Source organism: Solibacillus sp. NPDC093137, assembly GCF_050280445.1.
GTDB lineage: Bacteria > Bacillota > Bacilli > Bacillales_A > Planococcaceae > Solibacillus > Solibacillus isronensis_B.
Map to the genome: position 1 here is coordinate 1,349,217 of NZ_JBNNVH010000001.1, position 24,700 is coordinate 1,373,916.

Below are 24,700 nucleotides of genomic sequence, written 5' to 3' on the forward strand. Positions count from 1 at the left end.
CAATAAAAAAACATTTTTCTCAATGAGAAAAATGTTTTTTTAGTCTTTGTAATTCTTAAATCTTCTAAGAATAATCAACCCGTTGCATTTGTTCGGTCAAAGTGGCGACCTTTTTTCAATGCTTCTACAAATTCTGAAATACCTGCTACGACACCAGGTGTATTTGCATAGTCTTTATCTAAAATTTCAGTTGAAGCATACCCTAATGCTTTATAATGGTTGAAAATTTCATCAGCAAATCGTTGAACTTTACGTTTAGGCACGACACTTTCAAAATTTGCAGCAACAATTAGACCATCATAAAGTACAGGATCTGCCGTTTCCAGCGTGTGATCAATTTCACGCTCACCGATTCTTCCTTGTTTATCACTGATCAACTCAACTGTAACGCCTTCATTTTCCAATGGCATGATAAGTTCTTCCAAATTGCTGCTTGTATCAACAATAATACCGACTTTTTTCGACTTTAAAAATGGTACCTGATTTTTTAAGATACTCACAGCATCAGATGGCTGTTGATCCGCAACTTGCTGGATCGATTCATCTGGTGGTGTAACCCCGATATTTTGTGCAATTTGCTCAGCCATTGCACGGTCAACACGAGCAAACATATCGACTGCTGCTTTGCGGATTTCGATTGTTTCTACTTTCCCAAGTTCAAAACTGAAAGCATTTATAATATGCTGTTTTTCCACATCCGTTTGGCTTAACCAGAATTGACGCGCTTGGCTATAATGGTCTTCAAACGATAAGCTTCGAGCTCGTACTTTTCGTCCTTCGATTTTTTCCTGGTAATGAGCATAGCCGCCTTCCTTTTGCGTCACTACATGCGGTGTATTGTTTTGTAAACTGTTTTTCCCGTATGCCACACGTCCTTTATTGATCGTCATTCGACCATACCCATCACGCTGATTATTATGGAATGGGCATACAGGACGATTAATCGGCAATTCATGGAAGTTTGGCCCGCCTAATCGAATCAGTTGTGTATCTGTATAAGAGAATAAACGGCCTTGTAATAAAGGATCGTTTGAAAAATCGATTCCCGGTACAACATGCCCTACATGGAAAGCAATTTGTTCTGTTTCTGCGAAGAAGTTATCAGTATTTCGATTCAATGTCATTTTTCCGAGTTTGCGAAGAGGAATCAATTCTTCCGGCCAAATTTTCGTCGGATCTAAAATATCGAAATCAAATTTGAACTCATCTTCTTGTGAAATTAGCTGAACAGCAAGTTCATATTCAGGAAAGTTTCCGGCTTCAATATTATCGTAAAGGTCACGGCGATGGAAATCCGGGTCTTTCCCCGCAATTTTTTGAGCTTCATCCCATACTAAAGAATGAGCACCGAATACAGGTTTCCAATGGAATTTTACGAAGTGGGCTTCCCCTTTGGCATTGACAAAGCGGAATGTATTGACTCCAAATCCTTCCATTGTTCGATAGCTTTTTGGAATTGCACGGTCCGACAAATGCCACATGGTCATATGTGCAGTCTCTTCATTACTGACAATAAAGTCCCAAAATGTATCATGAGCACTTTGCGCTTGAGGAATTTCATTATGCGGCTCCGGTTTTACCGCATGAACGAAATCAGGGAATTTAATCGCATCTTGAATGAAGAAAACGGGTATATTATTTCCTACTAAATCATAATTCCCTTCTTCTGTATAGAACTTCGTCGCAAATCCTCGCACATCACGAACTGTTTCTGCTGAACCTCGTGATCCTGCTACTGTTGAAAATCGAACAAAGACAGGTGTTTGGCGACCTTTCTCTCCTAAAAAATGAGCCATCGTTATATCTGATGCATCGCCATAACTTTCAAATACACCATGCGCCCCCGAACCTCGGGCATGTACTACTCGTTCCGGAATACGTTCATGGTCAAAATGGGTCATTTTTTCACGAAAATGAAAGTCCTCCATAATTGTTGGGCCACGTTCACCTATCGTTAATGAATGCTCGTCATTCGTTAACTTTAATCCATGATTCGTTGTTAGCGGCTGACCTTCATCTTTCGTAGTAAACTGTTTCAATTGCTCGACTTTTTTATTGTTGTTCTCCAATTTACATCCTCCTAATTCCAAAATAGCAAGTTCCACAAGATTAGTTATACTCAACCATCTCTGTTACTTTTCTACCCTATTTCCCGAAAAGTAGTCCTATGAAATATAATCGTAATGTTTAATTCTTTAAAGTTAGTACCTTCTAACTTAAATTATAAAAAAAATTGGCATGTCTTCCTTTGAATTGAACATACTACTTTCAAAAGGATGTGAAAAATGCATTCTTTATGAAATACCATGAAAGAAGCGAGGGAAACTATGTACTACTACAAAGAAGAACTGATCAATATTATTAAACCGGATAAACCAGATCCGGCAGCTGCCCGTGTTTTACAGGAAATCTTAGGCGGACATTATGGGGAAATGCGCACAATGATGCAATTTTTCTTCCAAAGTTCCAATTTCCGAGGAAAAGATACTCAATTTAGAGACTTGCTGCGCGGTATTTTCTTAGAAGAAATTGCCCACGTCGAGCTTGTTCAAAATACAATCAATCAGCTATTGAACGATTCCGGAGAGTCATCAGCTCCGGGTAACAATGGAATGGACCATTCCCCATTAGATGAAGCGGTCCGCCATGCAAATCCCCACCATTTTATTATGGGCGCACAAGCATCATTGCCTGTAGATGCAGCAGGAAATCCATGGAATGGATCATGGGTTTACTCACACGGCAACCTCATCGCCGATTTACTGAATAACCTCGTATTGGAATCTACAGGAGTACTGCAAAAAACTCGAATTTATGAAATGAGCTCAAACCAAACGTTCCGTGAAACGCTCGCATTTTTGATTGTTCGTGATAACGCACATCAAAACGCTTTTGCCAAAGCACTCGAAACATTAGGCGTAAATTGGGGCAAACTATTCCCGGTACCGAATTATGATATCAACAAATATCCTGAATGCCGGAAATTTGTCGATATGGGTTACCATAACTGTCAATTTAACTTCCGTCTGGATCCGACAAGAATAGGTGAAATTCTCCAAGGACAATCTCCAAGCCGAAATGGCGGACAATATCAAGTAACACCGCCACCAGTAGGTTTCCCTGTGCCATTAATGCCAGATATGCCAAATGAACATAGTCCTGGGTTATATGATTTGAATAATTAATTTGAACCCCACTATCTATATACTTTAAAAAATCATCCATTCGCTCATTAGCTGAGTAAATGGATGATTTTTTTGTATTAAACTATCTTATTTCTTATTCTTTGGCAATGCTATTTGATCAAAATCATCGACAAGTTTACGCAGGCCCTCGCTTAGCTCTGGCCCGCTCATCGGCACCCCATGTCCTGTAACCGCTACAGAAGGATTTAACGCTGCCAGCTTTTTTACTGATTCAAAAGCTGCGCCCCAGTCCGGCGTCAAATACTTTGGTGGTCCATTCACTTCTTTTTCCTGGGTAAATACTTTATATAAGGATTCCTGCTTGACCGTAACAAATGCATCCCCTGCAATAAGTGCTCCGTCGCGCTCCCTAAATAACGAAACATGTCCAGGTGTATGTCCCGGTGTATGAATCCACTTAAATCCTTCCATAAAAGGTACGGTACCATCTGGAGGAAGTTCCTGGACAGATTCCCCTAAGTCGATCGCTTCATTCGGGAACATCGGTGACATTTTAGCAACTAACCCACTATCAACAGTAGAGTCCGGCTCCGGATAATTTTCTAAGCCCGTTAGATACGGCAGTTCTAATTTGTGAGCGAAAACCGGTACTTGCCAGTGCTCAACAAGTTCAATAATTGCGCCTACATGATCAAAATGTCCATGTGTCAAAATAATTGCTTTTGCTTTTGCATTTTTGCCAAATCTTTTTTCCGCTACAGAAATAATTTCTTCTGCACTTTTCGGCATCCCCGCGTCTATTAAGACAAAGTCGTTACTTCCTGGACAACTGTAAAAAGCAATATTGGCGATTTGAATTGTATGTGCGTACAAGTCTGGCAATAATTCCTGGCTCACACCACTTTGTACAGATGTAGCAGGAATAAATTTATAATCGTTGCCGTAGTTCATATTTTTTTCCATCGATGACACTCCTTTTCAAATATTCAACTGTGTTTTTGTTGTTTACAGTTACTCCAATATACCCGTTTTCACAATTTCTACTTTTAGCTTAGCCGAAATATCCCATTCTGAAAAACGCTCGTTCCAATCTTTTTTAAACCATTCCGGATGAAATGCTCGAACACTGCGTCCAAGTCCTATGGCATCACTCTTTGCTTCTTGCAATTTTTTAATGACTTCGTTCAAATCTTGCTCAATCTTTGCCTGAAGAAATTTTTCCAGCTCTTTTCTTAAATTTGCATTATCTATGTTATCCTGAGGGAATTCAGAAAGCATAAAATCGATTTTCAAATCAATTACAATATTATTTTCTGTTATATTAAGCTTTCTTTTTAATTTATTGACCCGGACAGTTAAAGGACTATCTTTATATAAATAAGCAATACGCGTTGAAAAACCAAGTGAGTCATTTAAAATACTTAATAATAATCCTTCATCAGCGTTTAAAGTCTTGCCAGTAAAAGATTTACCTGAAAATAAGGCAACCCCTTCTGCTTTGGGACGATTATCCTCACCCATTTTCAAGTAGGGCAAAGCCAAATCCTGAGCATCTTCGAAAATTACAGTAGAAGCTGTTTGCAATGTATAAGGTATTACAAAAGAGTTATCTTCCAAACTTGTAATAAAACGGTCATAAAATTCTCCTGCAGTATTTTGCTTATTTTCGCTTAGTTCAAAAAACGGTTTTAAATCCCCTTGTATAATTGCCATTTTTGATGTTATCGGACTATTTGCATCCCGAAAATAAATATCCAAATACTCATAAATATTATGTTCTGCGGTATCCTCTGATATAAGAACTGTTGATAAAACAGATAAATCCATCGTCTGCTCAACTTTTAACTCTGCATCCTGACGTACATCACGAGGTGAAACCCCCTCACCGGAAATAACAATGGTTTTCATTTCTGTTGCTGTAGCTTCCGGATAGGCATAATAAGCAGTCAATTCTCCTATTTCACCTTCTATGCCAGTAAGCGATACGACGGATGAATTCTTATAAAGCCTCTCATCCCAGCATCCCGCTAGTATAAGTGGTGTTATTATTAAGATGATTTTTCCGATTCGGATAAAGTTCGCCCCCTCACTCTATTGAAAAGAATAATAATCATCGGCAACAAAAAGGTAAAAAGAACAGTACCATAAACTAAGTAAACTTTAAAAAAATCAATTATTGAAAAACGGATAAGTAAATTGGCTGATATGGCAACAACGATAAAAAAAATTAATAGCTTTATTTTAGGTGATTTTATTTTCTTCTCAAAATATACGAGGCGCATCACAAGTACATAATTGACAATTGTAACCAATGACCAGGAAAGCCAAATATATACAAAAAACAAATCCAGCCGTTTTACAAATGTCACTTCAACAGAGTGTAATATATACAAAATTGGTTCAGGAATGAGTGTAATTTCATTTAGTGAAAAATACATTAAAGTAAAAGATATCGATAATAAATAAAAGCTTGTTAAGATAATGAAATAAATAGCAATTGCCTTTTTGGAAATTTTCCCATTACTCTCCAAATACTTTCGAAGAATTATATACGTTTCTGCACCGCCAAATGCATAAGTACAATAAATAAAACCTTTAAACCAAGTATTTGACCTATCATAAAAAAGAGGAAGCAAATTGGTCACATTCAAATTCGGCACTGTTAAAAACATGAATATTAAAAACAATAAAAGCATTGGAATTAGTACAACACCTATATTAACGGCAGTTTCAGGTCTACTGATACTGGCATAAAGACATACAGATAAAAATATTGTTATTAAAACCAATGTAGGTGTATTTGGAAACACCCATATCGTTAATACATACGTAATATAACTGACAAAAACCGTAATATAAATCGTCCAATAAATCAGATAAATTGCTTTTACAAAACTATTTAAATAGAGGTATTGATGCATTCGTTCATAAAATAATAATTGCAGGAAAAAAACAATAGCTATTATTAAATATTGAATTGTAGCATCCCGATGTGCATGCTCGATAATTTGATGTTGAACGGATATATAGACAAAGCCAGTTTGTATAACGAACATCAGAAGAAATAATTGAACCTTTGTCAACTGTACACTCATGCTTTATCTTCCTTTTTCATTGAAAAATCTTTTGCCTGCCTATTTGCTCCATAATAAGGTCCTCGGAAAAAAATCTTTCTCACTCCAACTGGATCAAAAGGAATAATGGGTGAAAAATAGGGATGTTTTAAAGAGCTTAAATTCAATAAATGAACAACTAATAAAAATGTTCCGATGACAATTCCAAAAAAACCAAAAAGTGATGCTAAAAACATAAATGGGAAACGAAGCATTCGAATAGTTGTGTTGAGTTCGACAGATGGGACTACAAAGCTTGATATTGCTGTAAATGCTACGACAATTACCATTAAATTTGATACAAGCCCCGCGCTCACAATCGAATCCCCAATTACAAGCCCCCCAACAATACCGATTGTCTGTCCAATCGATTTCGGCAGTCGAACACTCGCCTCACGAATCAATTCAATCGTTATTTCCATAATCATCGCTTCTATAAGCGGCCGGTATGGAATCTGGTTAATATCCGTCTTCACTTTATTTGCAAGTTCAAGAGGCAAAATTTCAAAATGAAAGCTTACAATGGCGATATAAAATGCCGGCAAAAAAATGGCGGAAAAGACACTGAATAGTCGCATCAGCCGATAAAATGTTCCGACAAATACGCGTGCGTTAAAATCATCCGGTGTTTGATAAAAAGAAAAAAATGTTACAGGCCCAATGAGAGCATTTGGTGATAAATCGGTCATTATGGCGATTTTGCCTTCCAAAATATTTGCTACAACACGATCTGGGCGTTCTGTATTCAAAAGTTGTGGAAACGGAGACCATACTTGATCTTCCAAATAGTCACTAAGCTGCCCGATGCTATAAAACATATCGACATCAACCGCATTTAATCGGTTTTCTACCGTTTTAAGAGCCTCGTTGTCAACTACATTTTCCACAAACATATAGTAAACCGTTGTTTTAGTCTCATTTCCAAGAGTGATTTGTTTTACAACAAGCTTATTATTTTTTATACGTTTTCGAATCAGTTGCATATTCACTTCAAAATTTTCAACAAAACCTTCATGCGATCCTCTTAGAATTTGCTCATTTTCAGGCTCTTCAGGTGTTTTGTGGGCAAATTCTGCATTGTTCAAACGTATCATTTGGTTTGACTGCAATAGGATAATTAACGTTTCACCGTTACAAACATAATCAACCAGTTTTTGCTCATCATATTTTTCAGTAGTGATTATTACCGATTCATCTTTAGCCAGTTGTTTTTTTGCAGCATAATCATTATTAATTTTTGTACCACTTATCTCTTTATTTTGTGCATCATCTTTATCAATTTCGTTATCTTCTGTATCACTTTGTTTCGGTTTGTCAGTATGTTCGTTCTTTTCCTGATCTTCTTGCGAGGAAGAACCATTCAACTGCTTCAGATTAATAAGGCTTTGTTCGACATCCTTTTTATTAACAAGTGATGAGTAATAACATAAAATGACGTTTTCTTCTTTACCAAGCTTAATTTCTTTTGCAACAAAGTCTGATGAATGGAGGAATTGCTTATTAAGTCGTTTAATTTCCTGCTTTATTTCCATTGTTTGTGTCAATACGACTCCCCCCCTTTTTTGACAAGTATAGGATATTTTTAAAAGAGTTATTCATTTTTGTTTAAGGAGCAAAAACGGGGGAAAAATAAAGAAAGATTGGCTTCATTTGTGTATAAACATTTTAAAGCAGAGCAAATTGTAAAAATTTAATTACTTATTATACTTTTACAATTAATAAATGAAAAAAAGTGTTTATTTTTCAAATTCGGAAATGAATTCATCAGTTATTGAACGGGGGTTATAAAATGAAAAAAGTAGGCATTGTTTTTTGGAGCTCGTTTACGTTAGTAATGCTGGCTGTTCTAGTCGGTGTAATTGCTCCACAGACATTAGAAAATGTCACCAAGAACATTCAAAATTTACTTACTTATAATTTTGGCTGGTATTATTTATTAGTCGTTGCAATCATTATTGCGTTTTGTGTTTTCCTTATATTGAGTCCTGTTGGAGCCATACGTCTTGGTAAGCCGACTGACCGGCCGGACTACAGCAATGCATCATGGTTTGCGATGCTATTTAGTGCGGGAATGGGAATTGGTTTAGTGTTCTGGGGGGCAGCAGAACCATTATCACATTTTGCTATTAGTTCCCCACAGGCTCCTGAAGGTTCCCAGCAAGCATTGAAAGATTCATTTCGATACACGTTCTTCCATTGGGGAATTTCCGCTTGGGCCATTTATGGTGTAGTCGCATTGGCACTCGCCTACTCCAATTTCCGTAAAGGGGCTCCCGGTTTAATAAGTTCCACACTTTTTCCTCTTTTCGGTGAAAAAACAAAGGGTCCTATTGGATATATAATTGATATTATCGCGGTCTTCGCTACAGTAATCGGTGTTGCCACAACACTCGGTTTAGGTGCACAGCAAATTAATGGCGGTCTTTCCTATTTATTTGACCTTCCAATCAACTTTACTGTTCAATTAATCATCATTGTTATCGTTACGGTATTGTTTATCATTTCCGCTTCAACCGGTCTTGATAAAGGAATTCAACTGTTAAGTAATTGGAACCTCTATTTGGCAGCTGTCTTATTAATATTGACTTTATTTATTGGTCCTACTGTTGCCATTATGAACGACTTTACTTCAGGACTCGGCAGTTATTTACAAAACTTCGTACAAATGAGTTTACGTATGGAACCGGGTGATGCGGGCAGCCGTGATTGGATTAACAGCTGGACGATTTTCTATTGGGCATGGTGGATGTCCTGGTCTCCATTTGTCGGCATTTTCATTGCGCGTATTTCAAAAGGACGAACAATCCGTGAATTTTTAATGGGTGTTATTTTAGCACCAACACTTGTTAGTATTTTCTGGTTTGCTACGTTTGGTACGACGGCGATTGAAACATATTTGACAAAAGATGAAGGGCTTGTTGATTTACCGACAGAGCAGCTTTTATTCGGTGTATTTGATCAGATGCCGCTAGGCTTTATTTTGTCGATTATCGCGCTCTTACTAGTAGCGATATTCTTCATTACTTCAGCCGATTCTGCTACATTCGTATTAGGGATGCAAACAACATTCGGCTCGATGAACCCGTCATTCAGAATTAAGTTGATTTGGGGAATTTTACAGGCTGCGATTGCGGCAAGTTTATTGTTCTCAGGTGGTCTGACCGCACTGCAGAATGCGGCGATTATTGTCGCCTTCCCATTCTCGTTCATCATTTTGCTGATGATACTTTCGCTTTACAAATCATTAATGGCTGAGCGGAAAAAATTAGGTCTCTACATCCGACCGAAAAAACAGCCACCTTCGAATGCTCACAAGAAAGAGAGCTAATATATCCCAAATAAAAAAGCATCGCAAATTTGCGATGCTTTTTTTTTAATACTATTGTGATAAGCCGTAACAACTACCTTATTTTCCATGTACAGCAACCTGTTCCTTCCTTTTGAACTCCACTGTAACATTTTTGCGTGGCTTTGCTGATTTATACCATTGCCAACAGAAAATAATAATGAGGGCGACTTCTATCCAGTCTCCTGCATAATACATGACCATACTTCCCATTTCCGCCTCTTGCTGTGATACTCCTACAGGCGGATTCGCGTACATATACTTCGACAATATATCATGGCCGGCAATTGCAATGATTAAAACTGCCGCCCGGAATCGGTAGGAATATTGATGGTAGACCGGATCGAAATAAATAATGGAGATCGTGAATACATAGCCAGCAATAAAAAAATGCAAATGTACAAATAAAGCAAAAAACGCATTTTCATGCATGTAAACAAATAAATTCGTAGTATATAACAGCCAAAGTCCCCCCACATTTAAAACTGCGGCAGTAATCGGATGCGAAACGAATTTTAGCAAGCGACTTTTCAAAATGGACGTCAGCTTACGTGCAATTAATGTATTTGCTGTTCTGAGCAGCAAAGTTATCGGCTTAGCAATTGCCAAAAAAATTGGTGCGACCATACTTAATAATAAGTGGCTCACCATATGTGCCGTAAAGCTAGAATGCGCAATGTTTGCCAACGGACCGACAACTGCAGCGAGTGCAATAATCATACCAATTGTCCAGCAAATCATACGGAAAATGGGCCATTTTTTAAAGCGCTGATTCGTTATGATGACAGCGGTTATATATGCTGTCAATAAAAATATGAAAACGACCCCGAGCAATAATTGAACGTTCATTCCAGGTACTGAATGATTCATAGCACTCTGTCCATGACTGTGCAGCAAGTGTAGGCTATTCATTTGCAGTCTTCTCTTTTAAAGTACTGTTTTTTGATGTGCGGAATAATAGATAAATACCGATGAGTAAAATAATCAAAGCACCGACATTCCACACAATATCGTACACAATGACATTGTCCACGTATCGAATTTGGTGAATTCGCATCCATTTATGCTGAATAATACCGTCATACAATTGGAATACACCAACCCCTAATAATACGCCGCCAAGCCATCGTTGAAAGATCAGCCCATTTCTCCGACGCAGATCAGCAAATAAAAATAACCCTGCTATCGTAGCAAACCAGCTGAAGGCATGAAAAATACCATCAGAAATTAACCCGATATCCGTTGTCGATTTGTCGTAAAAATGATGCCATCTTAACAGCTGGTGAAAAACGGTTTCATCAATAAAGGCAATCAAACCGACGCCAAACAGGATTCCTGACCACATGTTACGGCGCGAAACTTCTTTATCGTTGTTATTTTTCATGTACTTTAGAGCTCCTTTACGTGTAATTAATTACATTTAATTTCTCCAAATACTTCACAACATATTCGATAATAGAAATTCCCCTCTTGCCCACAAGACTAAACCTGATGATATCTAATTTCCTGCATTTAATCCTAGTTCTTCAAAAGTTTTAATTAATTCTTTGGTATAATCGTTTATCTCTTGCTCCGACGGAATATTTTCAAGCAGCTCAGGAATCGTATACAGTTTGCCATCCTTTACTATCCTATCGATTTTCATTGTATTTTCTATATAGCTAAGGGGATTTTCATTCAATACTAATAGATCCGCAGTAAAACCTGCTTTTATATCTCCTAAATCAGCTACTTTCAAAGCTTTCGCTGCATTAATTGTAGCTTGCTGTAATACCTGCTACTGTGAAGTAATTGGCAAAGTGTTTTTTTATATGGACATGCATATCAATCAATCCTGGAATCAGCCATTTATCCGTAAAATCCAATACTTCAATCTTATCCATTTTAGTTTAATTTAAATATTCTGGAAATGATATAATTTTATTACAATGAGAATGAGGTGAATTCGATGAACACAATCGGTGAAAAAAGTATAGTCAGAAAAGCTAATGAAAATGATACTTCACAAATACTTGCAGTGATGAAAGATGCGGAAAATTCCGGATTTATGCTCTTTGCACCCGAGGAACGAAACTTGGCACCAGCTGCTTTAAGCAAGTTAATCAATTCCATAAATCAGACACCAACATCCGGTTTCTTTATCGCAGAGCATCAGGATGAGATTTTAGGTTATCTCCTATTAAAAGCGGAAACGTTATCACGTACTTCTCACCGAGCTCAAATTGCTGTCGGTGTACATAGTAAAAGTCGTGGTAAAGGCGTTGGTACCGCTTTGTTCGACTATATGATTCAGTGGGCCAAAGAGTCGAAGCTTCACCGCCTGGAATTAACGGTCATTGAACATAATGAACAAGCAGTCCATCTTTATAAGAAAATGGGGTTTGAAGTTGAAGGCGTGAAAATGCATTCGTTACTAATTGACGGACACTATGTAAATGAACTGTATATGGCGAAATTGCTTTAATTATAAAAGGGGCTACTCAAAAAATTGAGTAACCCCTTTTAGTTGTCACACTATTAATCTAACTCTCTAACTTTAATCGGGAACAGCGAGTTTTCCAATCGGTCACGGTATTCTTCATATTGTACCGGCAACTTTAACTGCTCACCCATTGTTTCCGGCGTCTCATCATGCGCAAACCCTGGGGGGTCTGTCGCGATTTCGAATAAAATCTCTCCCGACTCACGGAAGTAAACCGCATTAAAGTAATTACGGTCTTTTATATCCGTTACATGCTCACCTTTATCCATCAGGTATTGCTGCCATTCTTTATGATCCTGTTCGTCATTTGCACGCCATGCAATGTGATGTACAGTTCCGACACCCATCGCCCCTCGATTACCGACTGTCATTTTCACGTCTACAATATTGCCGATTGATGCTGTTGCTTTTAATCTTACAAAATCTCCTTCACGGGCAATCTCAACTAGTCCCATCACGTCAACTAATGTATTGATCGTTTCTTCCGGCTTTGATGAATATAAAATTGCACCGCCAAAGCCTTTAATCGCTACATCAGCAGATATTCCACCAAACGTCCAGCCATTTAGAGAACCCCCTTCACGTGCGACAATTTCGAGATGCAAACCATGTGGATCATCGAATTGTAGATAGTTCTCTTCAAATCTTGTTTCTTCTTTAAATAGTATATTGAATTTTGTTAAGCGTTCTTTCCAGAAATCCATTGCTCCCATTGGTACAACGTATGTTGTCACACCAACTTGACCATTGCCGATTCTGCCTTTATATGCTGCCGGCCAAGGGAAGAATGTAATGATTGTCCCTGGCTCTCCGCCTTCATTCCCGAAATATAAATGATATGTTTCCGGGTCGTCAAAATTGACTGTTTTCTTTACAAGACGTAATCCAAGAACACCCGCATAGAAATCGACATTTTCCTGAGGATGACCAACGATTGCTGTAATGTGATGAATTCCTGTTGTATGTTTTTTCATGTACATTTCCTCCATTCGTAAAAACTGAACACAACATTCCATTTGATAAAACACTCTGTCCAATTTTTATGTAATAAATCTAGCACATGCCATAACATGTGCTAGATCGATGATATGTTAATTAACGAATTGTTTTTAAAGCTTTTGACCATGGAATTACTTGATCCAGCATTTGGTTTACTGAATCTGCCTGCACATCTTTCGGCTTGAAAGTTGTACCGTTTTCGAAATCAGTGAATAATGATAAAGCTGGGTGTACACGCACATCCGCAACAAGTAATTCACCTAAAATACCGCGTAAATGTTCAGCAGCACGTGCTCCACCAACAGAACCGTAAGATACGATACCCGCTGCTTTGTTGTTCCATTCATCACGTAAGTAATCTAATGCATTTTTAAGTGCACCTGTAATAGAATGATTGTATTCTTGAACAATGAATACAAATCCGTCTTGTTTTGCGATTGCTTCAGACCAGCCTGCAGCACCCGATGCATCCGCACCCGGCTCTCCTAGTAATGGCAATTTGAAATCCGCAATATCAATAATTGTATAGTTAGCATCACCGCGTTTATCTGCGATTTCTTTCACCCATGCACCGACTTGAGGGCTTACACGACCTTCACGAGTTGATCCTAAAATAATACCGATGTTTAATTTTTCCATTGTAGTTTCCTCCACTTTCTTATTTCCAAATAGTTTACTGATGAATCCTATTTCTTACACTCCTTCAATTATCTCGGATTCGAGATATCGACTGTACTTTTATGCATTCTTATCAGTAACGTAAATCATTATTTCCGTTTTGCTGACAATTTATCCTTATAAATACCTTCAATATTATTACGCAGCAGGGTTTAATTCTAACTCTACTTTAATTTTGATATCTTTCCCTACCAGTACGCCTCCTGTTTCTAAAGCAGCGTTCCATGTTAATCCGAAATCTTCACGGTTGATTTTTGTTTCTGCTTCAAAACCATAAACTTCTACGCCCCATGGGTTTGTACCTTTACCACCGTATTCAACATCAAATGTTACCAGCTTTGTTACGTCTTTAATTGTTAAGTCACCAGTTACTTTGTAGTCATCGCCATCTTTTTCAATATTTGTTGCTGTAAACTTGATTTCCCCAAACTCTTCTGTGCTGAAGAAGTCTGCTGATTTCAGGTGATTATCGCGATCTTCATTGTTTGTATTTATGCTTGCTACATCCAGTTCAAAGCTGATTGATGCGGTAGTTAAATCCGTTAAGTCTGCGGCTTCCACGTTTGCCGTATAGTTATTGAATTGACCTTTAACTTTTGATACCATCATGTGTTTTACTTCAAAACCGATTGTTGAGTGTGTTTGATCGACTGTAAATGTTGTCATTTTATATTCTCCTCCAATTTATCTCGATTTCAAGATATATACCCAAAATAAAATTTCGAAATTAAATATCTCGAACTTGAGATAAATATAACAAACATAATAATATCCGTCAAGTATTGTTTATAAATTTTTTATGTACTATATTTTATTGAACTTATACATAAGCTCGTAAGAATACATATGAAGGAAGGTATTGAATTGAATTTAAAAGATTTAAAGATACTTACGTTTCTAATCTTTACTTTTACTATGCTTTACTTTTATGTATTAGCGCTTTTGGAACAATTGTACTTAGGTTTTATTATGATTATTCCTTTAACAACACTACTTATTTATCAATATGCTACCCGTAAAAAAATCAAATTGAAGCAGTTTATTATTAAGAAACCTAAAATGGCCCCCCTTCTGCTCTCCATTATTATCCCGATTGTCTTAGGTTTACTCGTTCACTTATTCTTTTTTACAATTAATCAAGGCCACTTCTTATTTGAAAATCCCATTAAATTACTCTTCCTAGTTTTAATAGGACTAACAGCTTCAACAGGATCTGCCCTTCTTGAAGAAATTGTATGGCGAGGATTTTATCATAACAGCTTAAGAAAGATCTACACATTTAAGAAGACTGCTATTATTGTTGCAGTCATTTGGAGCATTTGGCATTTACCAATCGCTCTTTTTTATAAAGAATACACAAATCTGTTCATCGGTACATTAAGTTATCTTTTAATTCTCTTTTTCACTTCCTGTCTCCTCAGCTATTTGAGGGAATGGAGCGATTCTGTATTACCTGCCGCTTTTTTTCACGGATTGATGAACGTCTTTTATTTTAGTGATGGTATTCATATTCTTCTATCAAAACATATGACTGACTTGATAAAGTTCCTTATATTTAGCTTAGTATTAATAACAACCTTATTATTGGGTAAAATTCACAAAACAATAAAAAAATGAACAAAATAAAAAAGAGATAAAGTTAATACTTTATCTCTCATACCTGGTTATTCAACTTAAATTTCGTACTCAATTACAACTTCTTTACTATTGCTGATATTCGGTGATGGCTGAGAATTATATACACGTGAATATGGCGGAACCGAATATGTCAGCCAAATATTACTGCCAAGCACTGTGTCATGACCAATTGTCGTTTTCCCGCCTAAAATTGTGGCACCAGCGTAGATGACAACATTATCCTCAATATTCGGATGACGTTTGACACCTTTTATCGGGTTTCCGTTTTCATCGAGCGGGAAACTTAAAGCACCTAACGTTACACCTTGATAGATTTTAACATTGTTACCGATTGTACATGTTTCACCAACAACAACACCTGTACCGTGGTCAATGAAAAATGAATGGCCGATTTTCGCCCCTGGATGAATATCGATTCCTGTTAACTGGTGTGCATATTCAGACATAATACGCGGTACGATTGTAACATCCATTTTATATAGCTCATGTGCGATTCGGTGGATAAATACAGCGCGGATTGACGGGTAGCTTAACATGATTTCTTCTGTCGATGTAGCAGCCGGATCTCCATTATAAGCAGCTTGGATATCTGTTTGAATCGTTTCACGGATTTCCGGGAAACGGTCCATTAACTTCATCACAACATGATCCGCTTTTTCTCGGCATTGGCCATCACAATTATCAAAGTTTTGGTAAACTAATACTTTTTCGATAATATCACGCAAATCCAATGCTGATTGACGAAGGTTATTATTCAGTTTCATCAGTGTACGTGTTTCATCGACAACTCCTTGATTATAAATCGTCGGGAAGAAAACCTCATAAAAACTATCCAATATATGATGGATTTGATCACGGCCCGTGAATCCAATCGATTTTTCAACTTCAATATGTTTTTTGTTATAGTCGATTAACTTATTTGCGATTGTTGATGTTTCTTTATTTAACCAGTCCTCGATTTTCATGTTAAAACTCCTTTTCTATTTAAAATACATAGTAATGAAGATTATACTACACAAAACGCGCAGTTTGGTCCTTCTTTTCAAAATTGTAAAGCAGCCCAGGAGCAATAGCCAGTAAAGAGCTTATACTCTATTTATCACGCAAAACAAATTGCGGAATAATACGAATATATATAAGCTCCCCTATAATCTCAACAATTGTCTGGGTTACAATAACCGCTACAACGAGCGAACGGATTTCTACAGGCATTGCAAGTGCAAACGGTAATACAACAAGTGAATTACGTGTTGATCCGCTAAATATAAGTGCACGGCCTGTCCGGATATCGAGCTTCAACCATTTCCCGACCATCTTTGAGATAAAAGGCATAATAATCATAAATGCTATGTAAATGGGTATTACTTTCAAAATCCATTCAAATGAACCCGCCAATTTGCCAATTTGTGAAGCAACTATTACAAAAAGAGTTAAAGCCATGTATGGTACCGGGAGCCAGGAAGACACCTCATAGACACGTCCCCCCTCTTTCGATAAGAGCTGTACGATCAGCGCAAAAATTAATGGCAATACAATAAATGTAACAAACGCTTTAACAAATGGGGCGACCTCTACTATATTTGCCGCCTGTTCGCCGATAAACAGCCATAAATAAAATGGCAGTAACAGCATTTGTGCAACAAATAAAAAAGGTGTTGCACTGAGCATCGCTTTTTCATTCCCCTTGCCAAGCGCTGTAAATACAATAACGTAATCAATGCATGGGGTAAGTAAAACTAGATAAACACCTAATAATAGTGGCGGATAATCTGGAAAAAAGAACGTAAGCCCCCATACGACAATCGGTACCGCAATAAAATTCACTATACAGAGGGCGTAAAAAAAGCGTCGGTTTGATAAAGATTCTTTCAAAGCAGCAAAAGGAATTAGAACAAACATACTGTACATTAAGATACCAAGGAAAATCGGGATTAAATTTTCCAGTTGACTTTGGAACTGTGAAAAATTCAATCCTATAAATCCCGCCAATAATAAAGTTATGATATATATTGTTACTTGGTTCTTTTCCAGTTTATCTCTTGAAATCATGACAAAAACTCCTTTATCCGATTGAATTCCATCGAGAACATGTTATCCTTTTATTTCTTCATTTACAAACTGTTCTCTTCATCCTCTTATTATTTAGTAATTTATTTTCAAAAAAAGAATGAATGACCAGCAAACTATAATATAATTAATTCATTAGTCAAAATAATCTGAAGGTAAAGGGAGAATTATTCATGTCTTATGCGAAGAGTGTTAACTATTATAAACAATTAATTGATTTGAAAGATGTCGAAGGAATTGAAGCCCGGTTTCAACGTTTCCTTGATGTTTCAATTGAATCCATAACTGATCTGGAAAATTGGATTGAGGATGAAAAGAAGTTACGTTTTGAAATTGAAGAAGCGTTGACAGGCCACCTAGTCGACTTCTACCGAAATACAGAAGATCCCGATATTAAATCCACTTACCTTCACGATCAGCAAATCATTCAGCCTCTGTTAATGAAATACGAAGCAAAGCTGAATGAAAAATGCTGTGAATCACCTTATTTCAATGAATTAGATGAAAAACATTACGGCTTAATGCGACGTTTTAGGGAATCAAAAGTGAAACTGTTTAGAGAAGAAAATATCCCGCTGTTTGTAAAGGAACAAGAACTAAGCACAAAGTATAGTGAAATTATGGGCGGACTGACAGTTGAATGGGATGGAGAAGAAAAACCTTTTCCGTTTATCGAATCCCAGCTGGATAATTTGGACAGAAGCGTTCGGGAAAAAGCTTATCATTTAATTAGATCTGCCTACCGTCAAATTAAACCTGAAACGGATGCACTCATGAATGAGCTCGTTCAGCTACGCCACCAAATCGCAATCAATGCTGGCTTTGATAATTACCGTGATTATATGTTTGTCGCAAAAAACCGTGAGTACACTATCCGGGATTGTTATGACTTTCATGAAAATGTTGAAAAGCATATTATTCCGGCTTGGAACAGGCTTGCAGAAGTTTTCAAGTCTAAACTTGGTGTCGATACATATCGCCCATGGGATAACACCGCAAAACTGCTGAAAAATCCGCCTTACGCTGAAACGTCCGTGCTTTTGGACGGTGTTGCTGAAATGTTAGGAAAGACCGACCCGTACTTTTCTGACCGTTTGGAGTACATGAGAGCAAATGGATTGCTTGATCTTGGAGACCGTAAAGGTAAAAGTCCGGGTGGCTTCTGTGTCCCTTTACCTGTATCCGGGGATACATTCGTTTTTGCAAACTTTAGTCCTTCCTTTTTCTCGCTCATTGCATTAATTCATGAAATGGGCCATGCGGTGAATGGTTACCTCCAAGCTTCAGAGCAAGGCCCGATTGAAGAATTCCAGTGGCGGGCGGAAGTAGCTGAATTGTATTCACACGGAATGGAATTGTTATTATTGGATAAGTTTGACCTGTTTTATCCGGAAGAAGAGGAATTCAAAAGCGCGCAACGTGAAGAGCTGAGACGGGCATTTACGATGTTATTCGGTCCATTGTCAGGAGACCTTTTCCAGCACTGGATGTATACAAATCCTCAGCATACTGCGCAGGAACGTGATGAAATGTTCTATGAAATTTCAAAACGTTACGGCTTGAACCCAGTCGACACTAATGGATATGAAGAGGAAATTGGCATGAGCTGGATCGGTACGCTGCACTTTATTCAATACCCTTTCTATGATATTGAATACTCGATGTCAATGCTCGGTGCGCTTCAATTACTTGAAAAATATCAACAGAATCCCCAGCAGGCTGTCGAATTTTATAAAAAAGGTGCCGGTGCGGATTACAATCAATCCATTGCAGCGGTTTACAAAGAGACCGGCGTTGATTTTGATTTTTCAGAGTCAACTGTAAAACGAATGGGTGAATTCTTGGAAAAAGTGATTCAGGATATTAATTCATAACCGGTGTAGAACAATATGAAAGAAGCTAGGATATAAACCAAAAATGCTATTTTCCTCTGGGAAAAATAGCATTTTTTTGCTAAGCGGTAAAAACCCCCATTTCTTAGTAAGGGTTTCTATAATGATCAAACATACCTAACCTCTTCATTTAATTAAAGCTCTTCCTGTTACCTAGTTACTTCCTTTAACAATGTTCTTTACACCGACATACGTTGCATAGAAATACCCGCCATAAATGATGACAAGAATTATTGAACTGATTAGGACGCTTTCGTAGTTGAAATGGAACATTTCGCTTACCGCCTTGATTCCGACAATGGAATGAATGACAGCCAGTCCTAAAGGGAGTAAAAAATAGATGAGACATTGTTTTAATATAGCCCCATTTATCATTTTATCCGTGACACCGATTTTCTTCAGTGATTTATAGCGTTCCAAGCTGTCACTTGCGTCAGATAACTGCTGCAATGCCATTACGGCCGCGCTCGATATAATAAAGATGAGCCCTAAAAACAGGCCAAGGAATATAAATAATGCTGCTGAACCCTTTTCTTGCTCTTTAATCTGATTCTCTGTACTTCCAATGACTAATCCTGGATTAATGGATCTATATTTATTTTCATCAAGGTCATTAAACAAGGTTGTAAATTTCTCTTCTGATTTTTCAATGTAGCGATCTTCATATATTACATTAAAACTTGTATACTCTAATTGAAGGTTTCCTGTAAAATTATCAGGAATAATAAGATAAAAGAAGTTACTGCCCCTGTTAATTTTTATATTTTCTTCAATAGGCATATCATTTTTTATTTTATATGCTTTATCCTCAATGATAATATTTTCTTCATTTTTCATATACTCAGGCAAAGCTTGAATCATCTTGCCATAGGTTGATACAACGAGTATTTCGTCTTCCTTTAAATCAACAGACTCTTGCCCCGTCAGATTGATAATTGCATTATAATCCGATATTTTTAGTGCAGATACCGGACCATACATGTAATTTTCCTGTATAGCAATCTTTTCCTCGTCGCTTAAATACTGTGATAACAGATCCTCAATCGTTAAATCAAGAAGATATTCATCAAAGAAGGCATGTTTTTCATATGCTTCAAATGTAAAGTCTATATTGTTTAAGTAAGCTTCAATATCATTTACCGCAGGATCCTCTTCCTCTTGATTAACAACAAGAAATGCCGAAGCATCAAAAGGAGTTGTATTTGCTGTATTTTTATCAATCGTTCCTTTTAAATCAAACGCGGTAAAGATGAGTGAAATAGTTAAAAAAAGCATTAGACTGATAATTGTCATCGAAAGAAAGTTCGTGTTGACCTTATTGTTTATTTGTCTTAAGACAAAAATATTTATATTTTTAAAATAGAACCCCTTATTCTTTTGCGCAATTTGTATAAAGAAGCTCGATAGGCTGAAAAAGAATAGGAGCGTTCCAAAGACCCCCATTAAGATTGTAATTATCAGATCCGTATCTTCAGCATTTAAGCCTGTCTCTAGGATTCTCATATATGCGAATATCAGAAATGCTACTGATAAAATAAAGGTTAGCACTGATACGAAAGGATTTTTCAGTTTTACTTCTTCATTACGTTTTGAAGCATTTAATAGATCGATCAGTTTGTATTTGGAAATCGTAAACTGGTTGAAAATCATGACAAGTACATAGATGATGCCAAAGTAGATAATCGATTTCATCATGGCGCCAAATGAAAAAACAAACTTATATTTATCAAGATCCATAGACAGGATGTTTGCCGTCAGCACTGACAGACCCTGCGATACAATAATCCCAAGTCCAATACCTACGATTAAAGAGACTACACCGATTAGGAGAGTTTCGACAATTAAAATTCTCGAGATTTTCCCTTTTGACATACCTAATGTCATGTATAAGCCAAGTTCTCTTTTCCGCTTTTTAACCAAAAAGTTATTGGCGTATACAATCAAACCTCCAAGAATAACTGATACAAACACTGATGTTCCAGACATAAGCAATTCCAATGATTCACGAAAAATCGTATTCTTATTCATTTCCTGGATAGCATATTGCGAGTCAAGAGAGTTGAAACTGTAAAATATACATACTCCCAAAGTTAATGTCAGAAAATAGATTGAATAATCCTTAAAGCTTCTTTTAACATTGTTGATTGCGATTTTAGAGAACATTGCCAACATCGCCTCCAAGTAAAGTCACCACTTCAATGATTTTATTAAAGAATTCCTTTCTCGTATCATTTCCGCGCACGAGCTCATTAAAGATCCGACCATCTTTTATAAACAATATCCTATTGGCATAACTTGCCGTAAACGAGTCATGGGTAACCATCAAAATTGTTGACTGGTATTCTTTATTCAGCTTTTCAAAGGAATCCAACAATAATCGTGATGATTTTGAGTCAAGTGCACCCGTTGGTTCATCGGCTAAAATGAGGGAAGGCTCAGTTACAATCGCTCTTGCACAAGCGACTCTTTGCTTTTGGCCTCCCGATAATTGAAATGGAAATTTGCTAAGGATGCCCGAAATATCAAGCTTTTCCGCAACGGCTTTAATGAGTTGATCGATTTCCATTGCTTCTCTTTTTTGAATCGTCAAAGCCAAAGCAATGTTTTCATAAGCTGTCAGAGTATCCAGCAGATTAAAATCCTGAAAGATAAAACCTAACTCATCCCGTCTGAATGCTTCAAGCCCTTTCTTCTTTAAAGTTGTAATATCCTGATTATTGATAATTATTTTGCCAGTTGTAACATGATCAATTGTCGAAATACAATTCAGAAGCGTTGTCTTTCCGCTCCCTGAAGGACCCATAATTCCTAAAAATTCACCTTCATTTACTTTAAAGCTGATATTATCTATTGCTTTTGTAATATTACCTTTGTTTCCGTAGTATTTTTCTATTTTTTCTACACTTAATATCGGTTGCATGCTTTTCCTCCAAGATACATCTATTTTTTCACATCAAATTCGGCTTTTGTTTCCATAATTTTTTTCCCTTTTACATATATCGTGACACCGTAATGCCCTTCTTCAAGACCTTCCGGAACGTATAGCTCGGCAGTGAAATATTTCGCATCGTTCACAAGTACTTCCTCTTCCACTAAAAATCGATTCTCTTGTTTTATTTCGCCTTTATACCAAACCACTTCGGCTTCATTGGTCCAGAATCGGTTTCTCTTTGCGGAAAAATAAACTGTATCCCCTTGTGTAAATATATTCGTTATATCAGAAGGTTTGCCCTTTTCATCAATCGCTTTTGACGTGACACCTTCTACAATTTTTGGTTCTGTTGCATATTCATACACCAGGAAAATTCCAAGACCTAACAGAAAGATTCCTAATATTATTGGAATTGCTTTTTTCATTTTTTATTCCCCCTAATTGATTTCTAACTGTATCTTATCAATAGCTATCGGGAAGACATATTGCTTTATATTTTATTAAAGTGACATTTTTGCAAGATAAAAAAACGGATTTATAGCAATTGTAATGTACAATCGCTATAAATCCGCTATTCTAAAGTTGAATTACTGCATGAAGACTACACTGCCTAAAGGGAAAATAATACTCACCTTTGTTCCTTCGCCAATTTTTGAAGTGATGGTAAGACCTAGACCAAGCTGATCTGCAAGTTTTTTACATAAATAAAGACCGATACCGGTAGACTTTCCGAATTTTCGTCCATTTTCCCCGGTAAACCCCTTTTCAAAAACCCGATGTATATCCTTTTCTGTTATCCCTATCCCGTTATCCTCAATCGTAAGGACAATATTATTTTCATTTCTGACCGTATGGATGATCACCTTTCCATCACGTTCACGTATATACTTAATTGCATTCCCGATCAGCTGATTTAAGATAAACTCCAGCCATTTTGCATCACTGAAAACGGTCCCTTCAACTTTTTCAAGATCAATCGAAATCCCTTTACTAATAAAGTCCCTTGAATTTCTCTTTATAACACTTCTTACAAGACCTGCTAAAGACACCTCTTTTATGAGGTAATCCTTGCTCACATTGTTACTTCTTGAATAATAGAGAACCTGCTCAATATATTCTTCAATCTTCTTTACTTCCTCTTTAATATTTCGGGTAACGTTACTATGATTATTTTCAATAATCAGCCGTGTTGAGGCAATGGGTGTTTTAATTTCATGAATCCATGTTTCAATATATTCCCTATACTCATTTTCCCGGTCCCGATAACTCTTTACATGCTCATGCATATCTTTGTTTGCCTGACGCAATACCTCATACAATGCCTTACCTTCCACAGTTTCAGGTTCTTTCATAACTTCCGGCAGCAAATATTTCTGATCTAAATTTTCCATAATGCTAGTTATTTCGTTATAAAATGTTTTCTGCTTAAAATATTCGATCAGTACATATATAATGAGAGGGAAAAACCAAATACAGAAAATAAGAAAAACAATTTGGATATTCACCCCGACAAGTATCATAATCCCGCAAATAATGATAAATAAGATGAAATTAATGAGTAGGAAAACGATTCTGTCTTTAACATATTCTTTTAGTGTCATGGAAGTATATATCCTAACCCGCGTCTCGTTTCAATATTTTTCTCCATACCTAACGCTTCCAGTTTTTTTCTTAATCTCGTAACATTGACCGATAAGTTATTATCATCTACAAAGACATCTGCGTTCCACATATAATCCATGAGATCGTCCCTTGATACGATTTTTCCTTTGTTTTTATAAAGGCAGGAAAGTATTTTAATTTCATTTTTAGTGAGCTCTGCCTTCTCCCCTTTATATGTAACAGAACCGTTGGATAAATTGAGCTTTAAATCATTATAAACAAGAGTATCCCGAATGCTCGACCCCTGGACTCTTCTTAAAATGGTTTCAATTCTCGCCAAAAGAATTTGAGTGTTATAAGGCTTTGTGACAAAATCATCCGCGCCTAAATTCATACTCATCAGTTCGTCCATCTCGTTATCCCTGCTCGTCACGACAATGATCGGCACATCCGATTGTTTCCTTATTTCTCTGCAAATATAGTAACCATCAAAAATGGGTAAATTGATATCCAGTAAAATAAGATCCGGCGCTTCATTTAGCGTTTCCTGAATAATATTTTCAAAGTTTGTCGGTGCAACAGCATCAAATCCATATGTGATTAAAAAGGTTTTCAATTCTTCTCTTATCGTTTCCGTATCTTCTATAATAACGATTTTTGACATGCGTTCACTCCCTTATAACGTTTGGAATTCCAGATTAAAACACATTTACACTTATACCATTCTTAATCATTTATCACAAACATATGTCCAGGCAGATCTATGTGATTAACTTCAACAAAAAACATTTTTTACCCTTTTTTC

The 24,700-nt window shown here is 36.8% G+C and carries 24 protein-coding genes; 5 read left to right on the top strand and 19 right to left on the bottom strand.

Annotated elements, in window-relative coordinates:
* Nucleotides 1–74 precede the first annotated feature (74 nt).
* Entirely contained in the window at nucleotides 75–2,069 is a 1,995-nt protein-coding gene (locus tag ACQKN3_RS06960) for a catalase (RefSeq protein ID WP_427710410.1), read from the bottom strand.
* A 258-nt stretch (nucleotides 2,070–2,327) separates the two neighbouring features.
* Here ACQKN3_RS06960 and ACQKN3_RS06965 point away from each other — a divergent pair, with 258 nt between their 5' ends.
* Nucleotides 2,328–3,185 carry a manganese catalase family protein gene (locus ACQKN3_RS06965; protein WP_427710412.1) on the top strand — a complete coding sequence of 286 codons (858 nt, stop codon included), beginning with the start codon at nucleotides 2,328–2,330 and terminating at the stop codon, nucleotides 3,183–3,185.
* Between the two features lie 87 nt (nucleotides 3,186–3,272).
* Here ACQKN3_RS06965 and ACQKN3_RS06970 read toward each other — a convergent pair whose 3' ends face one another.
* From ACQKN3_RS06970 to ACQKN3_RS06985, 4 genes are read right to left on the bottom strand one after another with little or no spacing between them, the layout of a single operon-like run.
* Complete coding sequence (locus tag ACQKN3_RS06970; protein ID WP_427710414.1) at nucleotides 3,273–4,109, bottom strand: MBL fold metallo-hydrolase; 837 nt, start codon at nucleotides 4,107–4,109, stop codon at nucleotides 3,273–3,275.
* A gap of 48 nt (nucleotides 4,110–4,157) precedes the next feature.
* A complete protein-coding gene (locus ACQKN3_RS06975; RefSeq protein WP_427711629.1) occupies nucleotides 4,158–5,219 on the bottom strand; it encodes a Ger(x)C family spore germination protein in 1,062 nt (353 codons plus the stop codon).
* Nucleotides 5,195–6,241, bottom strand: coding sequence for a GerAB/ArcD/ProY family transporter (locus ACQKN3_RS06980; protein WP_427710416.1), 1,047 nt, complete (start codon nucleotides 6,239–6,241; stop codon nucleotides 5,195–5,197). The genes ACQKN3_RS06975 and ACQKN3_RS06980 overlap by 25 nt, the downstream gene beginning before the upstream one ends.
* On the bottom strand, nucleotides 6,238–7,803 hold the full coding sequence (locus ACQKN3_RS06985; RefSeq protein WP_427710418.1) for a spore germination protein: 1,566 nt from the start codon (nucleotides 7,801–7,803) through the stop codon (nucleotides 6,238–6,240). The genes ACQKN3_RS06980 and ACQKN3_RS06985 overlap by 4 nt, the downstream gene beginning before the upstream one ends.
* A gap of 245 nt (nucleotides 7,804–8,048) precedes the next feature.
* Here ACQKN3_RS06985 and ACQKN3_RS06990 point away from each other — a divergent pair, with 245 nt between their 5' ends.
* Nucleotides 8,049–9,587 (top strand): glycine betaine uptake BCCT transporter, encoded by a 1,539-nt coding sequence (locus ACQKN3_RS06990; RefSeq protein ID WP_427710420.1) that lies wholly within the window; start codon nucleotides 8,049–8,051, stop codon nucleotides 9,585–9,587.
* 78 nt (nucleotides 9,588–9,665) lie between these two features.
* On the opposite strand, the gene ACQKN3_RS06995 is transcribed toward ACQKN3_RS06990, so the two are convergent.
* From ACQKN3_RS06995 to ACQKN3_RS07010, 4 genes are all read right to left on the bottom strand, one after another.
* Nucleotides 9,666–10,475, bottom strand: coding sequence for a cytochrome c oxidase assembly protein (locus ACQKN3_RS06995; protein ID WP_427710421.1), 810 nt, complete (start codon nucleotides 10,473–10,475; stop codon nucleotides 9,666–9,668).
* Nucleotides 10,476–10,509: 34 nt separating this feature from the next.
* Nucleotides 10,510–10,989, bottom strand: a complete 480-nt coding sequence (locus tag ACQKN3_RS07000) for a DUF2243 domain-containing protein (RefSeq protein WP_427710423.1) — start codon at nucleotides 10,987–10,989, stop codon at nucleotides 10,510–10,512.
* 114 nt (nucleotides 10,990–11,103) lie between these two features.
* Nucleotides 11,104–11,343 carry a hypothetical protein gene (locus ACQKN3_RS07005; protein ID WP_427710425.1) on the bottom strand — a complete coding sequence of 80 codons (240 nt, stop codon included), beginning with the start codon at nucleotides 11,341–11,343 and terminating at the stop codon, nucleotides 11,104–11,106.
* Between the two features lie 13 nt (nucleotides 11,344–11,356).
* Entirely contained in the window at nucleotides 11,357–11,488 is a 132-nt protein-coding gene (locus ACQKN3_RS07010) for a hypothetical protein (RefSeq protein ID WP_427710427.1), read from the bottom strand.
* Between the two features lie 65 nt (nucleotides 11,489–11,553).
* Here ACQKN3_RS07010 and ACQKN3_RS07015 point away from each other — a divergent pair, with 65 nt between their 5' ends.
* Complete coding sequence (locus ACQKN3_RS07015) at nucleotides 11,554–12,069, top strand: N-acetyltransferase family protein (RefSeq protein WP_427710429.1); 516 nt, start codon at nucleotides 11,554–11,556, stop codon at nucleotides 12,067–12,069.
* A gap of 53 nt (nucleotides 12,070–12,122) precedes the next feature.
* On the opposite strand, the gene ACQKN3_RS07020 is transcribed toward ACQKN3_RS07015, so the two are convergent.
* The 3 genes from ACQKN3_RS07020 to ACQKN3_RS07030 form a co-directional block, all read right to left on the bottom strand.
* Nucleotides 12,123–13,061, bottom strand: coding sequence for a ring-cleaving dioxygenase (locus tag ACQKN3_RS07020; protein ID WP_427710431.1), 939 nt, complete (start codon nucleotides 13,059–13,061; stop codon nucleotides 12,123–12,125).
* Nucleotides 13,062–13,182: 121 nt separating this feature from the next.
* Complete coding sequence (locus ACQKN3_RS07025) at nucleotides 13,183–13,776, bottom strand: NADPH-dependent FMN reductase (RefSeq protein ID WP_427711631.1); 594 nt, start codon at nucleotides 13,774–13,776, stop codon at nucleotides 13,183–13,185.
* A 126-nt stretch (nucleotides 13,777–13,902) separates the two neighbouring features.
* Nucleotides 13,903–14,430 carry a YceI family protein gene (locus ACQKN3_RS07030; protein ID WP_427710433.1) on the bottom strand — a complete coding sequence of 176 codons (528 nt, stop codon included), beginning with the start codon at nucleotides 14,428–14,430 and terminating at the stop codon, nucleotides 13,903–13,905.
* Between the two features lie 198 nt (nucleotides 14,431–14,628).
* Between ACQKN3_RS07030 and ACQKN3_RS07035 the strand changes: the two genes are divergently transcribed.
* Nucleotides 14,629–15,381 carry a CPBP family intramembrane glutamic endopeptidase gene (locus tag ACQKN3_RS07035; RefSeq protein ID WP_427710435.1) on the top strand — a complete coding sequence of 251 codons (753 nt, stop codon included), beginning with the start codon at nucleotides 14,629–14,631 and terminating at the stop codon, nucleotides 15,379–15,381.
* Nucleotides 15,382–15,437: 56 nt separating this feature from the next.
* Here ACQKN3_RS07035 and epsC read toward each other — a convergent pair whose 3' ends face one another.
* On the bottom strand, nucleotides 15,438–16,367 hold the full coding sequence (gene epsC / locus ACQKN3_RS07040; RefSeq protein WP_251688601.1) for a serine O-acetyltransferase EpsC: 930 nt from the start codon (nucleotides 16,365–16,367) through the stop codon (nucleotides 15,438–15,440).
* A gap of 127 nt (nucleotides 16,368–16,494) precedes the next feature.
* Nucleotides 16,495–17,451, bottom strand: coding sequence for an arsenic resistance protein (locus ACQKN3_RS07045; protein WP_427710437.1), 957 nt, complete (start codon nucleotides 17,449–17,451; stop codon nucleotides 16,495–16,497).
* A gap of 191 nt (nucleotides 17,452–17,642) precedes the next feature.
* On the opposite strand from ACQKN3_RS07045, the gene ACQKN3_RS07050 reads away from it, so the two are divergent.
* Nucleotides 17,643–19,343, top strand: a complete 1,701-nt coding sequence (locus tag ACQKN3_RS07050) for a M3 family oligoendopeptidase (protein ID WP_427710439.1) — start codon at nucleotides 17,643–17,645, stop codon at nucleotides 19,341–19,343.
* Nucleotides 19,344–19,514: 171 nt separating this feature from the next.
* Here ACQKN3_RS07050 and ACQKN3_RS07055 read toward each other — a convergent pair whose 3' ends face one another.
* The 5 genes from ACQKN3_RS07055 to ACQKN3_RS07075 form a co-directional block, all read right to left on the bottom strand.
* Nucleotides 19,515–21,524 carry an ABC transporter permease gene (locus ACQKN3_RS07055; RefSeq protein WP_427710441.1) on the bottom strand — a complete coding sequence of 670 codons (2,010 nt, stop codon included), beginning with the start codon at nucleotides 21,522–21,524 and terminating at the stop codon, nucleotides 19,515–19,517.
* Entirely contained in the window at nucleotides 21,514–22,281 is a 768-nt protein-coding gene (locus tag ACQKN3_RS07060) for an ABC transporter ATP-binding protein (RefSeq protein WP_427710443.1), read from the bottom strand. Before ACQKN3_RS07060 ends, ACQKN3_RS07055 begins: the two co-directional genes overlap by 11 nt.
* Nucleotides 22,282–22,301: 20 nt before the next feature.
* Entirely contained in the window at nucleotides 22,302–22,718 is a 417-nt protein-coding gene (locus tag ACQKN3_RS07065) for a hypothetical protein (RefSeq protein WP_427710445.1), read from the bottom strand.
* A 162-nt stretch (nucleotides 22,719–22,880) separates the two neighbouring features.
* A complete protein-coding gene (locus tag ACQKN3_RS07070; protein ID WP_427710447.1) occupies nucleotides 22,881–23,894 on the bottom strand; it encodes a sensor histidine kinase in 1,014 nt (337 codons plus the stop codon).
* Nucleotides 23,891–24,559, bottom strand: a complete 669-nt coding sequence (locus ACQKN3_RS07075) for a response regulator transcription factor (protein WP_427710449.1) — start codon at nucleotides 24,557–24,559, stop codon at nucleotides 23,891–23,893. The genes ACQKN3_RS07070 and ACQKN3_RS07075 overlap by 4 nt, the downstream gene beginning before the upstream one ends.
* Nucleotides 24,560–24,700 lie beyond the last annotated feature (141 nt).